The organism is Flavobacterium sp. Root901, from assembly GCF_001429765.1.
Lineage (GTDB): Bacteria > Bacteroidota > Bacteroidia > Flavobacteriales > Flavobacteriaceae > Flavobacterium.
Genome location: NZ_LMJB01000001.1, coordinates 648081 through 673308 on the forward strand (window position 1 = coordinate 648081; position 25228 = coordinate 673308).

Sequence of the window (25228 nt, forward strand, 5' to 3'; positions counted from 1 at the left end):
AGCTCTCAGAAGAGCCCTTTAATTAGGGAAATTAACTATCGGACTATAAAGGAAAGAAATCGCAAAATGTCGATCCTTTTTATTTTATGCGTAATTTTGTAGCCTAAAAACAAAAAACAAAATGGATCGTCTTTTACCAATCGAAAGCCCTTTCGAAACGATAATCTCATTTCATAAATTAATTGAATCTTTTGAGCAGATTGCTTTATCAGATGTTGATTACCGATCTAATTACGCCAAAGCAATTTTAAAGGAAATAGAAGCTTATCCTGAATTTAGAACGGGAATTCGCGATTTTAGTACTATTAAAAATAATGAAGCTTTAATTAAAAATATTGCTGCAGATTTATTTCCAACGGCTTTGACAAACAATGAAATAAAAGCTATAACAATTCCTTTTCAGAATATATCTTTTAATTATACTGAGCGGTTCAAGAAAATTTTACGCAATGCCGGCGACGAATTTTATATGGAAATCCGTGATTTTGATGATCACCAATTCTATATAAATAACTGCTGTTTAATCCTGGCTTATTATTACAATCAAAATATCGATTTTAATAAACCGTTTTTCTATGACATTCCCGATGAAGAAGGTGTAGAAAAGCATTACCGCATTTTGTATAATGCAGATTTTATGGAAATTACCCCAACAGAAAAATCTGTTGAACTTACTCAGGAAGATATAGACCAGTTAATTGATAATTATAATGATATTGACTTATGGAAATCTAAATTTCCGCCCGGAAGCTGGCAGTTAAAAGGCTTCGGGATTGTTTCTTTATTTGATGCAACTACAGAAAGTGCTATTTCTACTTTAAAAAGCAACCTTTTAAAACCTAATACAAAAGGCCTGGATTCTGATAATATTCTGGAAAACATTTTCAGATCTATTTTTAAAATCCCGAGCTTAAAAGTTGGATTTATTATTTATAATCCTGAAGAAGAAAAATTCATCAGGCCAATGAAATTCGACAAACAAATTACAAGCTTTTTATTAGATTCAGATCAGGAAATAGATTGTAAAAATGCTTTCTTTGGATGTTCATTTGAAAATCTTCTGGATAAAAATGAGCCATTTGTTATTTCAAATGTCAAAAAGTTTATTGAAGAGTCGTCAAATAAAAAACTGGGTGAACACTTATTAAAACAAGGCATTCAAAGCTGCGTGTTTGCTCCGGTAACCAAAGACGGCCATATATTAGGCGTTATCGAGCTGGTTTCAGAAAATCCGAGAGATTTAAACAGTGTAAACGCAACAAAACTGGAACTTGTTCTGCCGTATTTAACCGATACTATTGATCGCTATAATACAGATATGCAGCATCAGATTGAGGCGATTATCCAGCGTGAATACACTACAATTCACCCGAGTGTATATTGGAAATTCAGAAAAGAATCTCAAAATTATTTTCAAAATATAAATCATACAAAAGATTATATTTTCAAAGAAATTGTATTCAAAAATGTATTTCCGCTTTACGGGCAAATTGATATAAAAGGTTCTTCTGAACACCGAAATGAAACCGTAAAAATTGATTTAAAAAATCAGCTTACGGCTCTTTTGGAAATTTTCGATAATCAAAAACCAAATTCAAACCTGGTTCTTTTGGAGCAGAGAAAGTTTGAACTGGAATCGCTTCGAAATGAACTCGATTTTCCTCTAAAAGCTGATATGGAGCAGCATATTCAGCGTTATATAGAAGAAGAAATTCATCCTATATTAAAAAACACAAAAGATAATGCCCAAAATCAGCAATTAGAAGAATTGTATTTTGAAAGTCTGGATGAAAAAACCGGAATGTTTTACCAGGAAAGAAAAAAGTTTGATAATGCAATGTCTATTATCAACAAAAGGCTGGCTTCTGTTTTAGATAAAAAGCAAGTCGAAGCACAGCAAATTTATCCGCATTATTACGAGCGTTTTAAAACAGACGGAGTAGAACACAATTTATATATTGGGGCTTCTATTTCGCCGACAAAACCTTTCGATATTATGTACCTGCACAATTTGCGTTTATGGCAGCTGCAGACTTTATGTGAAATGGAACTAGAACATCATCAGCTAAAAGAATCGCTTCCTTATGAATTGGATGTTACTTCCCTGATTTTGGTTTTCAGTTCTCCGCTTTCGATTCGTTTCAGAATGGATGAAAAGCGTTTTGATGTTGACGGAACTTATAATGCAAGATATGAAGTTGTTAAAAAACGAATTGACAAGTCGCATATAAAAGGAACAAACGAACGTATCACGGAAAAAGAGAAAATCACTATCGTATATTCTCAAAACAGTGAAGAAATTGAATATTTAAAATACATTAAATACCTGCAGCACAAAAAAATTCTGGAACCTTCCATTGAACAATTTGAGGTTGAAGATCTTCAGGGTGTTTCTGGCTTAAAAGCCATTCGTGTAAAAGTGATTAATAATGCAAACACTTCTAAAATAAAGAAAATTACTTATCAGGATTTATTAGATGAGCTCAACTAAAAGTTGAGCTTTTTTATTTTGTAACACATAGAAACATAAATTTTTAAAACTTAAAAAGGCATTTCATTTGTTTAAAAAACATAGGTGAGAAACTTGTTTCTTTTACGATTCTTCATTCGAATTTAAAATCTATGCTTCTATGTGTTTAAAACATTTCGCAAACTTTGTCAAAGTTGATGATAAAGTGTTAAATCGATTTAAATGCTATTACAAACGAAATCACAGTAATAATAATTCCAACCATAAAAAGGTTATAAGCGATTCGGAGTAAATTATATTTTCGCTGTAAAACCAACCCCAGATAATACAAGTCTTTAATCATGTTAGAATAAAGATAATCACGGTCTTTCATCATTTCGTTCATTGCCCAGTCATATTCTTCTAAAGGCATTTTATAGAAATTTCCAAAAAACAATAAATTGATTTTTTTATTCTCAATATCTTCTCTTGTAAAAACACCCGAAGTTACTTTTGGCCGCGTTGAAAGAATTGCAAATATTATTGTAATAACACTCGACATGAGCATAATGAAAGTTGGAAGTACTAAATGCGCATTTTTCGGACTATCCAGTTTAGGAATAATTGTGGAAAGTGCAATCGAAATAATAATAGCATTTACAGACAATAAAATATTGGCTTTACTGTCGGCAATTCCGCTCAAACGCGTATGATTTCCTAACGTAACCCGAAATAAGGTGTCGACACCGCGATCTGGTTTTTCAATTTTTTCGCTTTTTTTGTTTTCCTTCTCAAGTGCTTCTGCAGCTTTCAACTCTTGTTTGTTTATTTTTTTCTGAATTAAAATAAGGTTTTTTTCTTTTAAAGGCTGCCATTTTTTCAAAGCATGATCTGTATAAAACCTATGTTTATTGAGTAAAAAATTCAGGTTTTCTTTTGTCCACTCCGCATTTGAAAAATTTACGATGCCGGTATTTTTTAATTCCAGACGCAATAATTCACAGGTTGTAACATATTCAGCACCCATTAAATGAGCATAATCTGCATCTTTTATTATTTTTTCCAAAAGTGTTTTTGGCTGGTAATCTTTAGCAGTAGCTAAAATTAAACCGGACACCTGTTCGATAAATTTTTCAGATTTGCCTTTTTCCCTTAAAAAATCAGCAGCAATCTTTACACTCTTGCTTTCGTGGTTTTCATATCCGTCTACATATCCCGTATCATGAAACCATGCGGCAACTAAAAGTGCCTCTTTATCATCACTTTCTACGTCTTCTTTTTTGCAAAGCTCTTTAACCGCCGTAACTACGCTAAAAGTATGGTTAAAATTATGGTAAGAATATAAATTAGAAAGTTTATCTTTGAGTAAATTACTGACGAAATCCTCGGATTGTTCTATTAGATTCATAAAGAATATTTTTATACCACTAAATTATGAAATTGTTTTTGGAAAATCATTTTATTGCGAAGATTAAAAACTTTTCTGCAGCAATAATAACACTTCTGTTTATTTATTCGTGTGCTACGAATAAAGCTCAATACGGAAAAGATATTACGGCCACCGAATCAGAAAACGCAACAGATACTATAAAAATTGACCATACCTTTTATCTTGTTGGAGATGCCGGAAATGCTGACGAAGAACAAGCGCAGCAAACACTAGGACTCTTACATCAAAAACTTAAAAAAGCAAGTAAAAAATCGACTCTTCTTTTTTTAGGTGATAACATTTATCCAAAAGGCTTTCCGGCTGATAAAAATAAAGGAGATCAGGCTCTTGCAGAAAAAAAACTTAACAATCAATTAAAACTCACTAAGGGATTTAAGGGAAAAACCATCTTTATTCCCGGAAATCATGATTGGTACAACGGAATAAAAGGTTTGGAATTACAGGCCGATTTTATAACAAAAAATTTAAATGATAAAAAAGCTTTTCTTCCGAGAAAGTCCTGCCCTATTGAAGATGTAAAAATTGACAGTATTACCACATTAGTAACTATTGACAGCGAATGGTTTCTGGAAGACTGGGACAACCATCCTACAATAAATGATAATTGTGACATCAAAACGCGTGAAGATTTTTTTGAAGAGCTTGAAAATATTTTAAATAAAAATCAGGAAAAAACAGTTGTTCTGGCTATTCATCATCCTTTATTAAGCAACGGAAGCCACGGCGGACAGTTTTCATTAGAAAAACAATTATTTCCTTTAGAGAAAAAAATCCCGCTTCCGGTAATTGGATCTTTTATAAATCTGCTTCGAAAAACTTCTGGTGTAAGTCCGCAGGATATTCAAAATAAACAATATACAATTTATGCAAAAAGAATAAAAACACTTTTGCAAAAGCAGCGAAACGTAATTGTAGTTTCAGGCCACGATCACAATTTACAATATATCAGTAAAGAAAACATTCAGCAGATTATCAGCGGTGCCGGATCAAAATCTGAAGCGGCAAGAGCCATAAATCCGTTTGATTTTTCATATGGCGGAAACGGTTATGCAGCTTTGACTTTATTTAAAAGCGGCGATGCCAAGGTTTCTTTTTATGGATATGAGAATAATAAAGAGAAACTGCTTTTTGAAAAAGAAATCATAAAAGCAAAAGAAATCAATTGGGCTTCAGATATTCCGAATAACTTTTCTCCAAAAATCACCACTTCTATCTATTCAACCAAAATGACCGATAAAAGCTGGTTTCATAAATTTCTGTTCGGACAGCATTACAGAAAATATTACAGCACACCAATCGAGGCAAAAGTGGCTACTGTAGATACTTTGATGGGCGGCTTAAAACCTATTCGCGAAGGCGGCGGACATCAATCTGTTTCTTTAAGAATGTCTGACCCAAAAGGCCGTGAATATGTAATGCGCGGCATGAAAAAAAGTGCCACAGTGTTTTTACAATCTGTTGCTTTTAAAGATCAGTATATCGTAAATGATTTTGAAGACACTTATGCGGAGAGTTTTTTATTTGATTTTTATACGACTTCTCATCCGTATGCATCATATGTAACAGGAAGCATGTCAGACAAAATTGGTATTTTTCATACCAACCCGATTTTATATTACATTCCGAAACAAAATGGTTTGGGAGAATTTAATGCAGGTTTTGGCGATCAGCTGTATATGATTGAAGAAAGGCCGGCAGACAATCATTTAGATGGTAAGAATTTTGGAAATCCGTCTAATATCATCAGCACAGATGATATGATGGCAAATCTTCATAAAGATGAAAAATATTCTGTTGACGAAAAAGAATATATAAAAGCCCGTTTATTTGATATTCTGATTGGCGACTGGGACAGACACAGCGATCAATGGCGATGGGCAGAATTTAAAAAAGGAGACAAAGTTATTTATAAACCAATTCCGCGAGACAGGGATCAGGCATTTGTTAAATATGACGGAGCACTGCTTTCTATTTTGATGAATATTCCGGCATTGCGCCACATGCGTACTTTTAAAGATAAAATTGGCAATGTAAAATGGCTGAGCAGAGAACCTTACCCGATGGATTTGGCTTTATTAAGAACTGCCGAAGAAAAAGACTGGATTGAACAGGCAAAGTTTATTCAGGATAATTTATCTGACAGCGACATTGAAAATGCTTTTAAAAATATGCCAAAAGAAGTTCAGGACGGAACTGTTGACGAAATTATCCGAAAATTAAAAAACAGAAAAAGGGAACTTCAAAAATACGCAGGCCGTTATTCTGATGTTTTAAGCAGAACAGTAATGATTGCCGGAACCGATAAAAAAGACAAATTTGTTTTGAATCATAATGCAAGAAAAAGTATTGAAATTCAGGTTTTCAGAATTAAAAAAGAAGGAGATGATTTAGTTTATACAAAGACATTACATGATGCCAAGACCAAAAATGTCTGGATTTATGGTTTAGATGATAATGATGTTTTTGAAGTAAAAGGAGATCAGAAATCCAGAATTAAAGTCCGCCTGATTGGTGGTCAAAACAACGATACCTACACTATTGAAAATGGCAGAAAAGTTATTGTTTACGATTTTAAATCAAAGGAAAACACATACCACTTAGATTCTAAAACCCAAACCCAGTTAACTGACGATTACGACGTTAATTTATACAATTATCAAAAACCGAAATATAATGTAGTTTCGGGTTTACCTAATATTGGTTACAATCCCGACGACGGTGTAAAAGTTGGTGTGAATGTAAATTATACCGTAAACAATTTTAAACAAAATCCGTACACGCAGCGTCATGTTTTTAATGCTTTTTACTATTTCGCAACAGGAGGTTTAGAATTTAATTATGCTGCACATTTCCCGGGATTATTAGGAAAATGGGTTATAGATGTTGAATCACTTTACACCACGCCAAATTTTGCGATGAATTATTTTGGGTATGGAAACGAATCTCAATATGATGATAACCTTGGTTTGGACTATAATCGGGTACGTATCCGTAAATTTAATGCTTCTGGCGCCATCAGACACGTTGGAAGATACGGAAGTGAATTTAGTATTCAGCCTATCTTTCAAAGGATGACAGTTGAAGATACAGAAAACAGATACATTGATACTCCAAATATTGTAAATCCTGATGTATTTAATAGTCAGAATTATGGAAGCCTGAAAGTAAAATATCTTTTCAAAAACTCTGATTTTGCAGCAAAACCAACTTTAGGAATGGCTTTTATGATTGCCGCAACCTGGACAACTAACTTAGAAGACACGAAGAAAAACTTTCCAACGCTGGAAAGTTATTTAGGATTCACGCATAAAATTGACCATAACGGAAAACTGGTTTTAGCCACTTATTTAAAAGGAAAAGCAATTTTTAATAATAATTACGAATTCTATCAGGGTGCAGCTCTGGGCGGAGATACCGATTTGCGTGGTTTTAGAAATGAGCGCTTTTTAGGAAACTCTTATTTCTCTCAAAGTTCTGATTTACGCCTGAGCCTTGGCAAAATACGAAAAACAATTGCTCCGTTTACATACGGAATTTTAGGCGGTTTTGATTATGGAAGGGTTTGGCTTGATGGTGAAAATTCCAGAAAATGGCATCAGGATTACGGCGGCGGACTTTGGCTGAATGCAATCAATGTATTAACTGCCAGAATATCTTATTTCAAATCTCCTGATGAAATTGGAAGGGTTATTTTTGGAGCGGCATATAGCTTTTAAAAGATTCTAAGTTTCTGAGATACTAAGATTCTAAGTTTTTTTAGACTGTAATTTAAAATAAAGAGCCACGAATTCACGAATTATTTTTATTTAAAATTCGTGAATTCGTGGCTGACTTTTTTCTTAGAATCTTAGTATCTCAGAACTTAGAGCTTAGAAGCTTAGAGTTTAAATTCATAAACATTCCCTCCTATTTTGTTTGTTTTTTCATCGGCAATTAATAGTGTGTTATTGTCTTTAAAAACGATGGCTTCTTTTTGAGAAAAGTGATTTAAATTGATTTCTGTTTGAGTTCCTTTGTGGAATAAATCTCCTTTAAAACCTTTAAACAAGACTATTTTATCATGACTTAACAAAACTACTCTTTTGCCGTCGGGGCTTATTGTGGCACTGGTTAAAACACAATGATTGTAATTATTACAGGTTTTAAATTCGCCAATTTTAACCGCTCTCTGCGTTCCTTTAGCATTTTTAATTTTGTAGATAAACGCAGTTCCGTCAAAACCTTTACTCCTGTTTTTGGTAAAAAGATAGAAATAACCGTTGTGCTCAAAGAAACCCTCAACATCGAAAAACAATTCTTTTTTCTTTGGAGGAAATTCGGTTTGTTCCGGATAGGAAAATGAGATTTTATATTCGGCGGAAGCCACATTTTTATTCAATTGATTTTTGGCTACTTTATAAATGCACAAATCTCTGCGTTCGTTGTCGTTATTTCCAAAATCTCCAATGTATATATTTCCAATTTTATCTTTGGTAATATCTTCCCAATCAACATTTAATGCGTTTGCAATGATGATAGTTCTTTCTAATTTTCCTTTGGAATTAATGGCATAAATTGCATTTTTGTTTCCGCTGTCTTCTAAAGTGTAAATTGTTTTCGTTTCAGGAAAATAGGTAATTCCCGAAACTTCTTTCAATTTCTTCGGAAGCGGATAAAGCGTTTTTAAACCGCTGTCTGATTGCTGCTGACAGGCCAATAAAACTATAGAAACGGCTACTAAAAAAGTTTTTTTCATAAGATTGATTTTTTTATTTCTCCACAGATTTCAGATTAAAATAATTTTTTTTCTAATTTGATAATCCTTCAAATCTGTAAATCCCAATAGTTATTGGGGTGGCAAATAACTAAACTAAATTTGTGTTTTTAAAATTACGAATGATGAATTCAAAAGCTGCCTGCATGATATGTCCCATTGATCTTGCATTTTTAAATTTCATATCGTTGGTGTAACGGTACAATTCCATTTTCAGCTGATTCAAATGTTCTTCTGTTGAAATGGTATCGTGGCACATTATATTTAATAATTTTTTAATTCTGTTTTCGGCAGAATGAATACGTTTGGCCAAAATCGCTCTTTCTTCATCTTTATACTGAATTATAGAGCGTTCTTCCAATTTCTCTTTAATCAGCTGAATCATCGGAGAGTTTTCTTTAAAAAACTGCGGACGATATACCTTGAAATTGCCTTCGTAACATTGCTGATCAAAATCGATCGGACGAATTTTATAAACCACCTGATCAAAATCGTGAATTGGCACAATAACATAATTATAGGCTCTCATATCTCCCAAAAGTCTAATCATGCAGCGTTCGTTGAATTTGACAAATTCTTTGGCGATCTGGGCTTTTTCCATTTCAGTACATTTGTCCAGTAAAGTATCCATAAAAACATCACCTGGAATTCCTATGATATGTTCTTCAATTAAAGTATCATTATAAACAAGAAAGTTGATTTTATCCGGCGATAAAATATCTTCTAATTCTAAACCGTAAATTCTGGAAGCATCGGCTTTTTTGATATAAAAATGAACATAATTATCGTTGAGAATATTTCGGACTTTAATCCTAAAAGGTTTTGAATTTCCAAAAGTACAATAGTCAATGGCATCAATATTTAAAAACTGAATGATCTCGCTGTTTCCGTCAGAATGCAGGAGAGAATAGATTTTCTTGAGATTGAGATCGATTTCATTTCGTTCAAATTCATTGTAATAAACCCGAATCCACAAAGTATCGGTTTCATTTTTATCGTAAACATTAACAGAACCTGCAAATCGCAATAAGTCATCATAAAACACAGATACTTTCGAAATACGCTCGTATCTGTCCAAATAACTTAAAAGTGGCTGTGTTAAAGGAAAAGAAGGTTTCTTTAACACCATCAAAGGTTCGCTCATTTTGAATATCTTTATTACAAATTTACATCAATATGATGATAAAAATAAATTTGACGTAACAATATAGAATTTGAATCGTCATACTTAAAACTAAAACCGGAAATAAATTTGGAAACCATTCTTACCATTCAAAATCTCAGTAAAAGATACGGCCGTATTCAGGCGCTTAAAAATGTATCTTTTAGTATACAAAAAGGCCATGTCTATGGAATTTTAGGCCCTAACGGAAGCGGAAAATCAACTACTTTAGGAATTGTTTTGAGTGTTGTAAACAAAACATCGGGCGATTATAAATGGTTCGACGGAAATGTACAGACACATGAAGCTCTAAAAAAAGTGGGAGCTATTATCGAGCGTCCAAATTTTTATCCGTACATGACGGCTGAAGAAAACCTTAAATTGGTTTGCAAAATTAAAAGCATCAATTATTCTAAAATTGAAGAAAAACTAAATCTTGTTGGTTTAGCTGAAAGGAAAGATTCAAGATTCAGCACTTTTTCATTAGGAATGAAACAGCGTCTGGCGATTGCATCGGCACTTTTAAATGATCCTGAAATTTTAATTCTTGATGAACCAACAAATGGATTGGATCCGCAGGGAATTCATCAGATTAGAGATATTATTAAAGAAATTGCTTCACAGGGAACTACAATTTTATTGGCTTCACATTTATTGGACGAAGTCGAAAAAGTATGTTCGCACGTTGTTGTTTTACGAAAAGGTGAAGTTTTATATTCTGGTTCTGTAGATGGAATGTCTGCAAATGAAGGTTTCTTCGAAATTTCTTCCAATGATAATCTAATGCTGAAATCTGTTTTAAGTAATCATCCGGCTGTTTCAGAAATTAAAGATGAAGACGGGAAAGTTTTAGTTTACTTAAAATCAGAATTAACAGCTTCAGAACTGAACCAGTTTTTATTTTCTAAAAATATTATTTTAAGTCACTTGGTCAAACGTAAAAATAGTTTGGAAGCCCAATTTTTAGAATTAACCAAAAATACCAATCCAAAAATTAACTAAGCCATGAAAAGACTTATCTTTATAGAATTACAAAAAATCTGGATGAACAGAGCCAGTCGTATTCTTACTTTAACTTACTTTATTTTACTTTCATTTATAGCTTTAATTGCCTCTATAAAATTTGATATAGGTCCATTTAAATTTCATTTGGCAGAAATGGGAATTTTCAATTTTCCTTTTATATGGCATTTTAATACTTATGTTGCTGCTTTTTTAAAATTCTTTCTCGCGATTGTAATCGTTTCCATGATGGCAAATGAATATAGTTACGGCACTTTAAAGCAAAATTTAATTGACGGTTTAAGCAAAAAAGAATTTATTCTGTCTAAATTCCTGACAGTAATTGTTTTTGCATTGTGCTCTACCATTTTTGTTTTTGTAATGAGTTTACTGCTGGGTTTAAGTTTTTCGTCTTATAATGAATTTGACGTTATCTTAATGGATTTAGATTATTTATTGGCCTTTTTTATAAAATTAGCGGGATTCTTTTCTTTCTGTTTATTTTTGGGAATTTTGGTAAAACGATCTGCCTTTGCTTTAGGATTTTTGTTAGTCTGGAGTATTTTTGAAAGTATAATAAAAGGAATTTTAGTATTCAGGATTTTTCCAAACAGCAGTACCGGCGACACTATTATGCAGTTTTTTCCATTAGAAGCAATGTCAAATCTAATTATAGAACCATTTACAAGATTATCAGTAATTAGAACCATAGGAACACAAATAGGTGTTGAAAATACTAAAGATTACAGCGTTCATTATTTCTCAATTCTTATCGTTGCAGTCTGGACATTTTTATTTATTTACTTTTCTTACAAATTATTAAAGAGACGGGATTTGTAGTATATTTGTTATACTATGGGTCAGGCAAGATGTTTTTTAATTAGCTTATTTTTATGCTGTGTATCTGCAAAGATAAACGCTCAATATATAACTATAGATGATCAAAAAACTCCACAGCAGCTCATTGAAGATGTTTTAGTAAACAGTTCGTGTGCTGCTGTTAGCAATATAACCGGGATTGGAGATACTTATACAACCGGAAGAAACAGTTTTGCTTACTTTAACTCAGCTGCAAGTAATTTTCCTTTTAAAGAAGGAGTAATTCTTTCAACTTCGACTAGTATTGACGCAATTGGAGGTTATTTTAGTAATCAGGGAGGCGGAAGTGAAAATTGGGTTGGAGATAACGATTTAAATCAAATTTTAGGCATAAGTTCCATAAACGCTACCTCATTTGAATTTGATTTTGTACCGCTGACAGATTTTTTAAGTTTCAACTATCTTTTTGCTTCAAACGAATATCAATATTTTTATCCATGCGAATATTCAGATGGATTTGCTTTTTTAATTAAAGAAGCCGGAACAGCAGATCCTTACAGGAATTTAGCTGTTTTACCCAATTCTGCTACACCGGTGTCTTCATTAAATGTCCGTCCGAAAATTGAACCCGGCACTGCACCAAACGGAGATAGATATCCAGGATGCGGCGAAGTTAATATTGATTATTTTAATGGTTTAAACAATAACACAAGCCCTATTAATTACGCCGGACAAACTGTTGTGATGACAGCCCAGAGCAATGTAACTGCGGGAAAAAAATATCATATAAAACTGGTCATTGCTGATGATAAAAACAGATATTATGATTCAGCAGTATTTCTGCAAGCCGGAAGTTTTGCTTCAAAAATAGATTTTGGCCCAAACAGAACATCTGCTAATAATAATCCTTTATGTTTTGGCGATAGTTATTTATTAGATACGAAATTGTCTGCGGCATATTCGTATAAATGGTTTAAGGATAATGTACAGGTAGCCACGACTCCAACCTACACCGTTACTCAAACCGGAAATTACAAAGTTGAAGTAACATTAACTCCTTCGAGCTGTAGTTTAGCCGGAGAGATTAAAATTGATTTTGCTCCTGAAATCTTTTTCACAAACACATCATTAGTTCAATGTGACGATAACAATGACGGGGTTTCAATTTTTAATTTGGATAAAGCCGGCAGCATTGTAAAAAATAATAATACATCCATTTTAATCGAAGGATATTACGAAACACAAGCTGATGCTGAAAATAAAATAAACAAAATTACATCTCCGGAAAATTACATTAATAAAAGTGCCAATCAAATCATTTATTCGCGCCTTGAAAATGAATTTGGCTGTTATAAAATTGCACAGATAACGCTTCAAATTTCTAATAATGCCATTAGCAATCCAGGTCCAGTAAGTACATGCGACAGCGATGACTCTCAAGATGGATTTTACCAATTTGATTTAAATGCAGAAATAACACCAAAAATAACAAATGGTCTTCCTAATGGATTAACAGTAAATTATTATGCAACGGCAAATGATGCCCTAACAGAAAACAATCTGCTTTCTAATATTTTTAAAAACACCACAGCTTATAATCAGACTATTTATGCAAGAGTTATAAATGGTCCCGATTGTTATGGCATAACACCTGTTAATCTTGTTGTAAATACTTTTGATCCGCCTAATTTTGAAAACGTATCTAAATTTTTATGCAAAAACGATGAGATAACCTTATCAGTCGCAGCTGGTTTCGACAGTTATTTATGGACAAATGGAGAAACAACCAACAGCATATTAGTAAGTATTCCGGGCGATTATTCTGTTACGGTAAAAGACATTAATGGCTGCGAAAAAACTAAAACTTTTAAAATAATCCTTTCAGAACCGGCAGCAATTACAAATGCTTTTGTGAAAAGTTTTGCAGGAAATGATAATTCTGTTTTAATTGAATATAAGGGGGTCGGAAATTATGAATTTTCATTAGATGGAGAAACTTTTCAGAATGAATCATTATTTGAAAATGTTAGCCCGGGAATTTATAATGTTTCGGCAAGAGATAAAAACGGATGCGGATTATCGAATTCTCTTACAGTATATGTCTTGGATTATCCCAGATTTTTTACCCCCAACGGAGACGGTTTTAATGATATCTGGTTTATTCAAAATTCTAATATTCTTCCGGATTATACAATAGATATTTTTGACCGTTACGGAAAATTCATAATGCAAATGAATAAAAACAGTGCCGGATGGAATGGTCTTTTTAACGGTCAGCAGCTTCCATCAGATGATTACTGGTTTACTTTACTTTTCAAAGACGGAAGAAATTTAAAAGGACATTTTAGTCTGAAAAGATAAGAGTTTAAAATTCCAATACTGAAATTCCAAATTTCAAAAGTTATAACTAAAAAAAATCCCAAACTCCTAATTGGAATTTGGGATTTTTATATTGAAAGTTAAAACTAAAATTAGATTTTGTATCTTTTTCTATCAGTTTCACTTAAGTAAATCTTTCTTAAACGAAGAGATTTTGGAGTAACTTCAACATACTCATCTTTTTGAATATATTCTAAAGCTTCTTCTAGAGAGAATTTTACAGCCGGAATAATTCTTGCTTTATCATCCGCTCCTGAAGAACGTACGTTTGAAAGTTTTTTCGTTTTAGTTACGTTAACTGTCATATCGTCGCTTCGGGTATTTTCTCCAATAACCTGACCTTCGTAGATATCTTCGTTTGGATCAACAAAGAATTTACCACGATCCTGTAATTTATCAATAGAGTAAGGAATTGCTTTTCCGTTTTCCATAGAGATTAACGAACCGTTGTTGCGTCCTGGAATTTCTCCTTTGTATGGTTCGTACCCAATGAAACGGTGCGCCATAATAGCCTCACCAGCAGTTGCAGTAAGCAATTGATTTCTTAAACCAATAATTCCACGAGACGGAATATTAAATTTAATAATCATACGCTCTCCTTTACCTTCCATAGAAAGCATTTCACCTTTACGGATTGTTACAAATTCAACCGCTCTACCTGAAAGGTTTTCTGGTAAATCGATTGTTAATTCTTCAATTGGCTCACATTTAACACCATCAATTTCTTTGATGATAACTTGCGGCTGACCAATTTGTAACTCATATCCTTCTCTTCTCATTGTTTCAATAAGAACAGATAAGTGAAGTACACCACGACCAAAAACCATGAATTTATCAGCAGAATCAGTTTCTCCAACTTTCATTGCTAAGTTTTTCTCAAGCTCTTTTGTTAATCTTTCACGGATATGTCTGGAAGTAACAAATTTACCTTCTTTACCAAAGAAAGGCGAATCGTTAATTGTAAATAACATACTCATTGTTGGCTCATCAATAGCAATCGTCTGTAAAGCTTCTGGATTTTCAAAATCAGCAATAGTATCACCAATTTCAAAACCTTCAATACCTACAACAGCACAAATATCTCCGGCAACAACTTCTTCTACTTTTCTACGGCCTAAACCTTCAAAAGTATGTAATTCTTTAATTCTTGATTTTATGATTTTTCCATCTCTTTTTACCAAAGAAATTGGAGATCCTTCTTTCAAAATACCTCTTTCAAGACGACCGATAGCGATACGACCTGTAAAAGAAGAGAAATCTAAAGATGTAATTAACATTTGAGGAGTACCTTCAGAAACTTTAGGAGCCGGAACATTAGCAATTACCATATCTAATAATGGCTCAATGTTTTGTGTTTGATTTTTCCAGTCATCAGACATCCAGTTGTTTTTAGCAGAACCATAAACAGTTGGGAAATCTAATTGTTCTTCAGTTGCACCTAATTCAAACATTAAGTCGAAAACTTTTTCGTGAACTTCTTCAGGAGTACAGTTTTCTTTATCAACTTTATTAATAACTACGCATGGTTTTAAACCTAAATCAATAGCTTTTTGTAATACAAAACGCGTTTGTGGCATTGGTCCTTCAAAAGCATCCACTAGTAAACATACACCATCGGCCATGTTCAATACACGTTCTACTTCACCTCCAAAATCGGCGTGGCCTGGAGTGTCAATAATATTGATTTTCGTTCCTTTGTACTGAACTGAAACGTTTTTTGAAGTAATAGTAATACCTCTCTCACGCTCTAAATCGTTATTATCAAGAATTAAATCACCTGTATTTTCGTTTTCACGAAATAATTGACAGTGATACATAATTTTATCAACCAAAGTGGTTTTACCGTGATCGACGTGGGCAATAATTGCAATATTTCTAATAGATTCCATTTGTGATTTTTAATGGGTGCAAAAGTACACTTTATTTTGATAAAAAAAACGTTTCTGCGATAGTTATCGTATATACAAGTAATTAGTTCATTAAATCAGTATTATTTTACGACCTAAAATGAACTTTACATATTGTTTAGTTATAGTTAATTTAACTATATTTGAGTAATGAAAAGTAAAACTCTCAAAATTACTCTCGTTTACGTTATCTTATCGTTAATTATGGCAATCCTCTGTCATAATCTACTCACTACTTACTTTTTTGAAGCAAAATATTCCTATTTCTTCTTTATAAAAGATGTTTGTTTTATAATCGCTACCGGATTTATTTTCAAATACATACTCTCGACAAATGAAAATAAAAATATCTCTGTTTTTAAAAAATTAAAAAGAACAAACGAAGAAATTAAAGAGTCTAACGAAAAATATGATATCGTTGCAAAAGCGACTAGTGATACCATTTGGGACTGGAAAATTCAGGAAGATAAGATAAACTGGAACAAAGGAATTGAAAGTGTTTTTGGATACAATCCTCAGGAAGTTGGAAAAACTTCAAAATGGTGGTTTGATAAAATTCATCCTGAAGACAGCATTAGAATGTCTATTAAATTATATTCTTTTATTGAACAAAAAACAGAAAAATGGCAGGATCAATACCGATTTAGATGTGCCGACGGAACTTATAAATATGTTTTGGACCGGGGTTTTTTGTTAAAAGATGAAAATGGAAGAGCCATCAGAATGATTGGGGCTATCCAGGATATTACAAAACAAAAAGAAGAAGAACAGCGATTAAAACTTTTAGAGACGGTAATTACACAATCAAAAGATTCTATTTTAATTACCGAAGCAAATTCTCAGGATCGAAAAATACCAAAAATCGTTTACGTAAATCCGGCCTTTTCTCAAATGTCAGGTTATCTTTCAAATGAAATTATTGGAAAATCAACCAATATTTTTAAAGGACCAAAATCTGATTCTGAAGAATTAAAAAAGCTTTTAAGAGCCATAAAAAACGAAGAAGAATGTGTAATTGAAACCATAACTTATACTAAAACACAAGAAGAATACTGGGTTAGGTTTGCCATGATTCCGATTTTCAACAATGAAGGTGTAATTAGCCACTGGATTTCAATTCAAAGAGACATAACGGATGAAAAGAAACTGGAAACTGAAAAAGAACATCTTATTCGGGAATTAACTCAAAACAATAAAGATTTAAAACAATTCTCCTATATAACCTCTCATAATCTTCGTGCACCGTTATCAAATTTAATTGGACTTTTAAATTTGATAGAAGATATTCCGATTGAAAACAAGGAACTGGAAGAAATCCTGACAGGTTTTACAAAGTCTACCCATTTATTAAATGAAACCATAAATGACCTTGTAAAAGTTATTATCATAAAAGATAATCCTTCCATGCAGAAAGAAGAGGTTTCACTAAAAGAAGTTTTTGAAAATGTTTTTAGTCAATTGTCTTTTCAAATCGAGTTACACAAACCAATAATCAAACTGAAATTTGATAAAGTCCCGCTTTTAATTACTAACAAAGCATATATTGAAAGTATTTTGCTTAATTTACTAACAAATTCAATAAAGTATAAATCGGAGAACAGGAAGTTAAAAATATCAATTACTGCCGAACTGGTAGATAATCACGCTATTTTAACTTTTAAAGACAATGGAATTGGGATCGATTTAGAAAGAAATCGCGATAAAGTTTTTGGTCTTTATCAAAGATTTCACAATTATCCTGACAGTAAAGGATTAGGTTTGTATCTTGTAAAATCTCAGGTAGAAACGATGGGCGGAACGATAAGTATAGAAAGCGAAGTAAACAAAGGCACCACATTTACTATAACATTTAAAAATTAACACGTATGCTTGAGCAAATTTTATGCATTGACGACGACCCTATTACGTTGATGTTGTGTAAAAAAGTAATTTCAAAATCTTCATTTTCACGCGAAATTATTACAGCTCAAAACGGCGAAGAAGCATTACATCATTTTAATACTTTAAAATATACTAATAATAAAAATAAGGTAAACAAAAAGCCGGAACTTATTTTCCTGGATTTAAACATGCCTGTAATGGGCGGCTGGGAATTTCTGGACCATTTTACATCTGATGATTATGCCGAATTCAATGACGCAAAAGTAATTGTATTATCGTCTACAATTGATCCTGAAGATTTAACAAAAGCCAAGAGATACCCAATAATTATAGATTTTCTTTCAAAACCAATTACACAGGCTATGTTGGAATATCTAAAAAAGAAAATTAGTTGATATCTAAATATTCAAATTTCAAATTTCAAATTTCAAAATAGGACGTAAATTTCTTTTTAAAGTTTAAATTGGAATTTGGAATTTAAAAATATTGAAATTTTAACAAAACGGTATAAACAAAAAAAGTCCTCAAAAGAGGACTTTTATATATTTCGTAAATTGTAGTTAATTACAATTTAGCAACGTGTTTTGTTAATTTAGACTTCAAATTAGAAGCTTTGTTATCATGAATGATATTCTTTTTAGCTAACTTATCAATCATAGAGATTACAGTTGATAATTTTGCAGCCGCATCAGCTTTATCAGTAGCTATTCTTAATGCTTTAATAGCATTACGAGTAGTTTTATGCTGGTATCTGTTAAGAACTCTTCTTTTTTCGTTACTTCTGATTCTTTTTAATGCTGACTTATGATTTGCCATTTCTTTTAATTTTAGATGTAATAATTATTATAAATACTAGTTAAAAAAGAAAAACCTCCCACAATTGTTAAAAAACACTCACTTTGGTTTTAACTAATAAAATAAAAACCGAGACACCAATTTTTATTTTATAAAACTTATTTACAACTTGTAGTCCGTAGGGGAATCGAACCCCTGTTACCAGGATGAAAACCTGGCGTCCTAACCCCTAGACGAACGGACCTAATTCTCCTAAGTTGGAAATTTTCAATATGTAATATAACTTGTAGTCCGTGGGGGAATCGAACCCCCCTTACCAGGATGAAAACCTGGCGTCCTAACCGATAGACGAACGGACCGTGCTTCTCTAATGCGGATGCAAAGATACATCTATTTTTTAGTTGCACAATAGTTGAGTCAAAAAAAAATTATTTTTTTTAATATGCCTTAGCAAAAAGCACTCTTTTAGACGAAGGATTCCCAGTAAACACACAGGTTCCCGCTTCTTCAACAGCATCCAAAGGAATGCATCGAATTGTTGCTTTTGTCAAATCTTTTATCTTTTCTTCGGTAGCTGCAGTGCCGTCCCAATGAGCCGAAATAAATCCGCCTTTGCCTTCTAAAACTTGTTTAAATTCCTCAAAATTATTTACTTCCGTAATATGAGTATTTCGATAGTTTAATGCTTTATCAAATAAATCTGTCTGAATTTGTTCTAACAGATCATTTACATGTTCTACTATTTTTTCAGCCGAAACAACTTCTTTTGATAAATTATCACGTCTTGCAACCTCAAAAGTTCCGTTTTCTAAATCCTTTGGTCCAACTGCAATTCTAACAGGAACTCCTTTCAATTCCCATTCAGCAAATTTGAATCCCGGTTTTTGAGTTGTTCTGTCATCATATTTAACTGAGATCTTAAGTTTTCTCAATTTAGCAGTAAGTTCGTTTACAGCTTCTGTAATCTGAGCCAGCTGTTCATCTGTTTTATGAATTGGTACAATTACCACTTGTATTGGAGCTAAATTTGGAGGCAGTACTAATCCCTGATCGTCAGAATGTGTCATAATTAACGCTCCCATCAAACGGGTAGAAACTCCCCATGAAGTTCCCCAAACATGTTCTTGTTTTCCTTCTGCGTTAGCAAACTTTACATCAAAAGCTTTTGCAAAATTCTGGCCTAAAAAATGCGAAGTCCCTGCCTGTAATGCTTTTCCATCCTGCATCAGTGCTTCGATACAATAGGTTTCATCTGCTCCTGCAAAACGCTCACTTTCTGTTTTAAATCCTTTTACTACAGGGATTGCCATAAAATTTTCAGCAAAATCAGCATAGACATTCATCATTTTTTCAGACTCTTCAATCGCCTCTTCCTTCGTAGCATGAGCCGTATGCCCTTCCTGCCATAAAAATTCTGCTGTTCTCAAAAATAAACGCGTACGCATTTCCCAACGCACCACATTAGCCCATTGATTAATAAGCAAAGGTAAATCTCTATAAGACTGCACCCATCCTTTATAAGTAGACCATATAATGGCCTCGCTAGTTGGACGAACAATCAGCTCCTCTTCTAATTTTGCATTTGGATCAACCATTAATTTTCCAGGTCTGTCCTCATCATTTTTTAACCTGTAATGCGTTACAACCGCACATTCTTTTGCAAATCCTTCTGCATTTTTCTCCTCAGCCTCAAACATGCTCTTAGGAACAAACAAAGGAAAATAAGCATTTTGATGTCCTGTTTCTTTAAACATTCTATCTAACTCTGCCTGCATTTTTTCCCAAATTGCATATCCGTACGGTTTGATTACCATACACCCTCTAACTCCTGAATTTTCAGCTAAATCTGCTTTGACAACCAGTTCATTATACCATTTCGAATAATCTTCTGATCGTGTAGTAAGGTTCTTACTCATATTATATAGTTTGGCACAAATTTTGTTTTAATAATTTTAACTAAATAGTTTGACAAAACTAACTATTTTTGTAATGTGCAACAATAAAAAACACCACAGATATGAAAACTAATAATACTCTCCGCCAAAACTCAAGTCATTTTTACTTAATTGGATTACTGAGTTTTCTGTTAGCATCTTGTGGCTCTTACCAAAATACATCTTATCAGGATAATGATGGTGTATATGGTAACTCTACCAACAGATACGCGCAAACAAATACCACAAACACCAATAATCAATATAAAGATTACTTTAGATCACTTCAGGATGATAATCAGCCTACTGAAATTTTTACAGACGTAGACAATTATGGCAATTATGCTGAATCTGACAGTACACAAACAGCAGCTGTAGCTTCTTACCCGGCTTGGGGAAGCAGCAATTCAGATGTTTCTGTAAATGTTTATTCTAATCCAGCCTGGTCATTCGGATTCGGATGGGGATATCCTTATTACGGATACGGATATGGATGGGGATATGGCGGATATTGGGGCGGCTACTGGGGTTATCCCGGATACGCTTGGGGATATCCTGCTTACTGGGGTCCAGGATGGGGATATCCCGGATATTGGGGAGGAAGTTACTATAGAAACTACTCTTACAGCTATGGAAGAAGAGGATCTGCTGCTTACTACGGAGGCAGAAATTATGCTTCTAACCGAAATTTCGTTAATAGCAGAAACTACTCTAACCGAGGAAGCTATACAACAAACAGAAACTATACTAACAGATCAAACGGCTATTCTGATTACAGAAGAAGCTCTTCTATAAATGGAAGAACTTACAATTCTAATCCAACTTTTAGCAACAGAAGAAGCTATTCTCAAGGTCAAAACAACAGCTACGATTATTCTAACAGAAGATCAAGCTCAACACCGACCAACAGAAGTTACAACAATAACAACAGCAGTTCATCACGAACTTACTCTCCTAGCCCATCCCGTTCATATAACAGCGGCGGCGGTGGAAGCATGAGATCGTCTGGCGGCGGTGGCGGTGGCGGAAGATCATACGGAGGCGGTGGCGGCGGAAGAAGGTAACAATTTCCTTCTTTTGCACATCTAATTACACATTAAAAACTTACCCAAATGAAAAAAATACTTTTCCTTTTAATTACAGGACTGACTGTCAGCGTCTCACACTCTCAGGAAATTTCAGATGCTGTTCGTTATTCGCAAGACAACCTGACCGGAACTGCACGATTTAGAGCAATGAGCGGTGCATTTGGAGCTGTAGGCGGCGATTTATCTGCCATGTCTGTCAATCCGGCCGGATCTGCAATTTTTAACAATAATCAGGCTGGAATAACTTTGAGTAATCAAAACTTGGTTAATAGTTCAAAATATTTCAACAATAATCAAACTCAGGACAAAGACAATTCTTTTATCCTGAATCAGGCTGGCGGTGTTTTTGTTTTTAAAGACAGAAATCCAAATAATGGATGGAATAAAATTGCTATTGGAGCAAGCTATGAGAATACAAACAATTTTAATAACAATACTTTTTCAGCCGGATGGAATCCAACAAATTCTATAGCTAATTATTTCTTAGCATACGCTAATGGAATTGCTTTAGGAGACATTACCAACATTCCTTACAGAGATCAATTTTATGATGAGCAGCAAGCAAATTTTGGATATTACGGCTTCCTGATAAACCCGGTGAATCCTAACAACAATGATAATACTCAATACACCTCTAATGTACCGGCCGGAGGAAATTATTATCAGGAAAATAATGTTTACGAACGAGGCTACAACAGCAAAGTGAGTTTTAACATTGCAACATCATATAATGATCGCATTTACTTTGGAGCAAACTTAAATGTACATGTGACAGACTACAGAAGATCAAGCAGCTTTTACGAATACAATAATAATCCGTTAACTGGTACGCCAACTATTTCGGATGCAACATTCAACAATGAATTATACACTTATGGAAATGGATTTTCTTTTCAATTAGGTGCTATAGCGAAAGTTACAGAAGAGCTTAGACTTGGTCTGGCTTATGAATCAAATACATGGTATGAACTTTACGATGAAGTTTCACAAAGTCTTTCATCCACAAGACAAGCTATTGGCGGACCAGAACTTTACAAAACCGTAAACTATAATCTGGTAAACGTCTATGATCCTTATACTTTACAAACTCCAGGAAAGTTTACTTTCAGCGGAGCTTATATATTTGGCAAATCAGGTTTAATTAGTATCGATTATTCCATCAAAGATTACAGCAATACAAAATTCAAACCTACTAGTGATTCAGGCTTTAGAGGTGTAAACACCCGAATCAATGATCAATTAACAAAAAATGGAGAATTAAGAGTTGGTGCTGAATATAAAATAAAACAATTGAGCCTGCGCGGCGGATATCGTTTTGAAGGAAGTCCTTATAAAAATGGAACTACTATTGGAGACACAAATAGTTTTTCAGGAGGTTTGGGATATAATTTTGGAGGAACAAAATTAGATTTGGCTTATTCTTATTTAGAAAGAAAATCAAACCAGCCATTTTTTAGTCAAGGTTTTACCGATGGAGCAAACATTACTTCAAAATTGAATAATGTTACTTTGTCTTTATTATTTGAATTGTAATTAAGAATAAATAGATGAATGGAAATTTCCGTCAGGTTTTACTTGGCGGATTTTTTTTGATCTGAAATTGCCGGAAACTCTTCATAAAAAACAGCTAAAAGAAAAGGAAACAAGCGGTGTTTGAATAAAAAAGTGTAATTTTGCACTCCAATTTATAAAAGTATGAGAACCAAGTCTTTAAAAAAGAACAAAATTAACGTAATCACTCTTGGGTGTTCAAAAAATGTATATGATAGTGAAGTACTTATGGGTCAGCTTCGTGCAAACGGAAAAGAAGTAACTCATGAAGCAACAAAGGACGAAGGAAACATTATTGTAATTAACACTTGTGGATTTATTGATAATGCGAAAGCAGAATCTGTAAATATGATTTTGGAATATGCAGATAAAAAAGACAAAGGATTAGTTGACAAAGTTTTCGTAACCGGATGTTTATCTGAACGTTACAGACCTGATTTAGAAAAAGAAATACCAAACGTTGACCAATATTTTGGCACAACCGAATTACCTCAGCTTTTAAAAGCTCTTGGAGCCGATTATAAACATGAATTATTAGGTGAAAGACTAACTACTACTCCTAAAAATTATGCTTATTTAAAAATTGCTGAAGGATGCGACAGACCTTGCAGTTTCTGTGCGATTCCGTTAATGCGTGGTTCTCACGTTTCGCAGCCAATTGAAAAGTTAGTTAAAGAAGCACAAGGCTTAGCTAAAAATGGCGTTAAGGAATTAATATTAATCGCTCAGGACTTAACGTATTACGGTTTAGATCTTTATAAAAAGAGAAATCTGGCAGAATTATTAGAAGCTTTAGCAGCAGTTGAAGGAATCGAATGGATTCGCCTTCATTATGCATATCCAACGGGTTTCCCAATGGATGTTCTGGAATTAATGAAACGCGAACCTAAAATTTGTAATTATATTGATATCCCGCTGCAGCATATTTCAGATTCTATTTTGAAATCAATGCGCCGTGGTACAACTCAGGCTAAAACAACACAGTTATTAAAGGATTTTCGTGCTGCGGTTCCGGGAATGGCAATCAGAACTACTCTAATTGTTGGGTATCCTGGTGAGACACAGGAAGATTTTGAAATTTTGAAGGATTTTGTTCAGGAAATGAAATTTGACAGAATGGGATGTTTCGCCTATTCTCATGAAGAAAATACACATGCTTATTTACTTGAAGATAATGTTCCGGATGATGTTAAACAAGCAAGAGCTAATGAAATCATGGAATTACAATCTCAGATTTCATGGGATTTGAATCAGGAAAAAATTGGAAAAGTATTCAGATGTATTATTGACAGAAAAGAAGGAGCACATTTTGTGGGAAGAACAGAGTTTGATAGTCCGGATGTTGATAATGAAGTTTTAATTGACGCTTCTAAACATTATGTAAAAACTGGTGAATTTGTTAATATCAAGATAATTGAAGCTACAGAATTTGATTTATACGGAGAACCTGCTTAAATTTACCGGGAACAATCGTTAACTTACACAAAACAACTTATGAAAGCTACTCAAAACTTAATAATTTTAGTTTTTACGTTATTCTGTTTCAACTTTGCTTCGGCTCAGTACGGAAATGGATATGGTAATGGTTACGGCAACGGGTATGGCGGAGGTTACGGAAGAGGCGGCGGAATGGGTATGGACAGAAGTATGATGAGCGGCCCGCAGCAAAATACCAGTAAACCTAAAGAAATTCCGGTTGAAGAAACGGCTGCAAAAATAGTTGAGCAAATGAAACCGGCAGTTAATCTTGATGAACTTCAGGCAATTGCTATAACAAATGTTTTTGCTGATGGTTTAAGAGAACAAGGAATCCTTATAAAAAATGAAAGCAGCAGTCAGGACGAAAAAATGGAGCAGTTAAAAGCTTTAAAAGAAAGCATGACAAAAAAAATCACTGCTTTTTTAAATCCTGATCAGATAGAAAAGTATAATAACTTCATGGCTGATTTTAAAGAGATTAAAAAAACAAAGTCAAAAAAGAAAAAAGATAAAGATTCAAAAGATACTAAAGAAGAAGAAAAAACAACTGAAAAAATTCAGGAATAATTGTTCTAATTC

At 33.4% G+C, this 25228-nt stretch carries 17 protein-coding genes and 2 tRNA genes; 11 read left to right on the plus strand and 8 right to left on the minus strand.

Annotated elements, in window-relative coordinates; translation table 11 throughout:
- Positions 1 to 121 precede the first annotated feature (121 nt).
- Positions 122 to 2491 carry a GAF domain-containing protein gene (locus ASE21_RS02610; protein WP_057121005.1) on the plus strand — a complete coding sequence of 790 codons (2370 nt, stop codon included), beginning with the start codon at positions 122 to 124 and terminating at the stop codon, positions 2489 to 2491.
- A gap of 187 nt (positions 2492 to 2678) precedes the next feature.
- Here the strand turns inward: ASE21_RS02610 and ASE21_RS02615 are convergent, their stop codons facing one another.
- Positions 2679 to 3857 (minus strand): Pycsar system effector family protein, encoded by a 1179-nt coding sequence (locus tag ASE21_RS02615; RefSeq protein ID WP_057121006.1) that lies wholly within the window; start codon positions 3855 to 3857, stop codon positions 2679 to 2681.
- A 26-nt stretch (positions 3858 to 3883) separates the two neighbouring features.
- Between ASE21_RS02615 and ASE21_RS02620 the strand changes: the two genes are divergently transcribed.
- Positions 3884 to 7615 (plus strand): metallophosphoesterase, encoded by a 3732-nt coding sequence (locus ASE21_RS02620; RefSeq protein ID WP_057121007.1) that lies wholly within the window; start codon positions 3884 to 3886, stop codon positions 7613 to 7615.
- 161 nt (positions 7616 to 7776) lie between these two features.
- On the opposite strand, the gene ASE21_RS02625 is transcribed toward ASE21_RS02620, so the two are convergent.
- Positions 7777 to 8634 carry a hypothetical protein gene (locus ASE21_RS02625; protein WP_057121008.1) on the minus strand — a complete coding sequence of 286 codons (858 nt, stop codon included), beginning with the start codon at positions 8632 to 8634 and terminating at the stop codon, positions 7777 to 7779.
- 109 nt (positions 8635 to 8743) lie between these two features.
- The gene (locus ASE21_RS02630) at positions 8744 to 9796 is read right to left on the minus strand and encodes a hypothetical protein (RefSeq protein ID WP_057121009.1); all 1053 of its coding nucleotides are present in this window, start codon (positions 9794 to 9796) and stop codon (positions 8744 to 8746) included.
- A 108-nt stretch (positions 9797 to 9904) separates the two neighbouring features.
- On the opposite strand from ASE21_RS02630, the gene ASE21_RS02635 reads away from it, so the two are divergent.
- From ASE21_RS02635 to ASE21_RS02645, 3 genes are read left to right on the plus strand one after another with little or no spacing between them, the layout of a single operon-like run.
- A complete protein-coding gene (locus ASE21_RS02635) occupies positions 9905 to 10816 on the plus strand; it encodes an ABC transporter ATP-binding protein (RefSeq protein WP_057121010.1) in 912 nt (303 codons plus the stop codon).
- Positions 10817 to 10819: 3 nt separating this feature from the next.
- Complete coding sequence (locus tag ASE21_RS02640; protein WP_057121011.1) at positions 10820 to 11656, plus strand: ABC transporter permease; 837 nt, start codon at positions 10820 to 10822, stop codon at positions 11654 to 11656.
- A 15-nt stretch (positions 11657 to 11671) separates the two neighbouring features.
- Positions 11672 to 13996 carry a T9SS type B sorting domain-containing protein gene (locus ASE21_RS02645; RefSeq protein WP_057121012.1) on the plus strand — a complete coding sequence of 775 codons (2325 nt, stop codon included), beginning with the start codon at positions 11672 to 11674 and terminating at the stop codon, positions 13994 to 13996.
- Positions 13997 to 14106: 110 nt separating this feature from the next.
- Here the strand turns inward: ASE21_RS02645 and typA are convergent, their stop codons facing one another.
- Positions 14107 to 15903, minus strand: a complete 1797-nt coding sequence (typA, locus tag ASE21_RS02650; protein WP_057121013.1) for a translational GTPase TypA — start codon at positions 15901 to 15903, stop codon at positions 14107 to 14109.
- A gap of 222 nt (positions 15904 to 16125) precedes the next feature.
- On the opposite strand from typA, the gene ASE21_RS02655 reads away from it, so the two are divergent.
- Both ASE21_RS02655 and ASE21_RS02660 read left to right on the plus strand, forming a co-directional pair.
- The gene (locus tag ASE21_RS02655; RefSeq protein ID WP_242410208.1) at positions 16126 to 17781 is read left to right on the plus strand and encodes a PAS domain-containing protein; all 1656 of its coding nucleotides are present in this window, start codon (positions 16126 to 16128) and stop codon (positions 17779 to 17781) included.
- Positions 17782 to 17786: 5 nt separating this feature from the next.
- Entirely contained in the window at positions 17787 to 18197 is a 411-nt protein-coding gene (locus tag ASE21_RS02660) for a response regulator (RefSeq protein WP_057121015.1), read from the plus strand.
- Positions 18198 to 18366: 169 nt separating this feature from the next.
- Here the strand turns inward: ASE21_RS02660 and rpsT are convergent, their stop codons facing one another.
- From rpsT to proS, 4 genes are all read right to left on the minus strand, one after another.
- A complete protein-coding gene (gene rpsT, locus ASE21_RS02665) occupies positions 18367 to 18618 on the minus strand; it encodes a 30S ribosomal protein S20 (protein WP_053473851.1) in 252 nt (83 codons plus the stop codon).
- A gap of 151 nt (positions 18619 to 18769) precedes the next feature.
- Positions 18770 to 18841: transfer RNA gene (locus tag ASE21_RS02670), tRNA-Glu, on the minus strand.
- Between the two features lie 43 nt (positions 18842 to 18884).
- Positions 18885 to 18956 (minus strand) — tRNA-Glu (locus ASE21_RS02675).
- Between the two features lie 78 nt (positions 18957 to 19034).
- Positions 19035 to 20513 carry a proline--tRNA ligase gene (gene proS / locus ASE21_RS02680; RefSeq protein ID WP_057121016.1) on the minus strand — a complete coding sequence of 493 codons (1479 nt, stop codon included), beginning with the start codon at positions 20511 to 20513 and terminating at the stop codon, positions 19035 to 19037.
- A gap of 101 nt (positions 20514 to 20614) precedes the next feature.
- Between proS and ASE21_RS02685 the strand changes: the two genes are divergently transcribed.
- The 4 genes from ASE21_RS02685 to ASE21_RS02700 all read left to right on the plus strand — a co-directional run bounded on the left by ASE21_RS02685 (position 20615) and on the right by ASE21_RS02700 (position 25216).
- Positions 20615 to 21595, plus strand: coding sequence for a hypothetical protein (locus ASE21_RS02685; protein ID WP_057121017.1), 981 nt, complete (start codon positions 20615 to 20617; stop codon positions 21593 to 21595).
- A gap of 48 nt (positions 21596 to 21643) precedes the next feature.
- On the plus strand, positions 21644 to 23152 hold the full coding sequence (locus ASE21_RS02690; protein WP_057121018.1) for an OmpP1/FadL family transporter: 1509 nt from the start codon (positions 21644 to 21646) through the stop codon (positions 23150 to 23152).
- A 162-nt stretch (positions 23153 to 23314) separates the two neighbouring features.
- Complete coding sequence (gene rimO, locus ASE21_RS02695; protein ID WP_057121019.1) at positions 23315 to 24625, plus strand: 30S ribosomal protein S12 methylthiotransferase RimO; 1311 nt, start codon at positions 23315 to 23317, stop codon at positions 24623 to 24625.
- A 39-nt stretch (positions 24626 to 24664) separates the two neighbouring features.
- Positions 24665 to 25216, plus strand: a complete 552-nt coding sequence (locus ASE21_RS02700; RefSeq protein WP_057121020.1) for a hypothetical protein — start codon at positions 24665 to 24667, stop codon at positions 25214 to 25216.
- Positions 25217 to 25228: the final 12 nt, after the last annotated feature.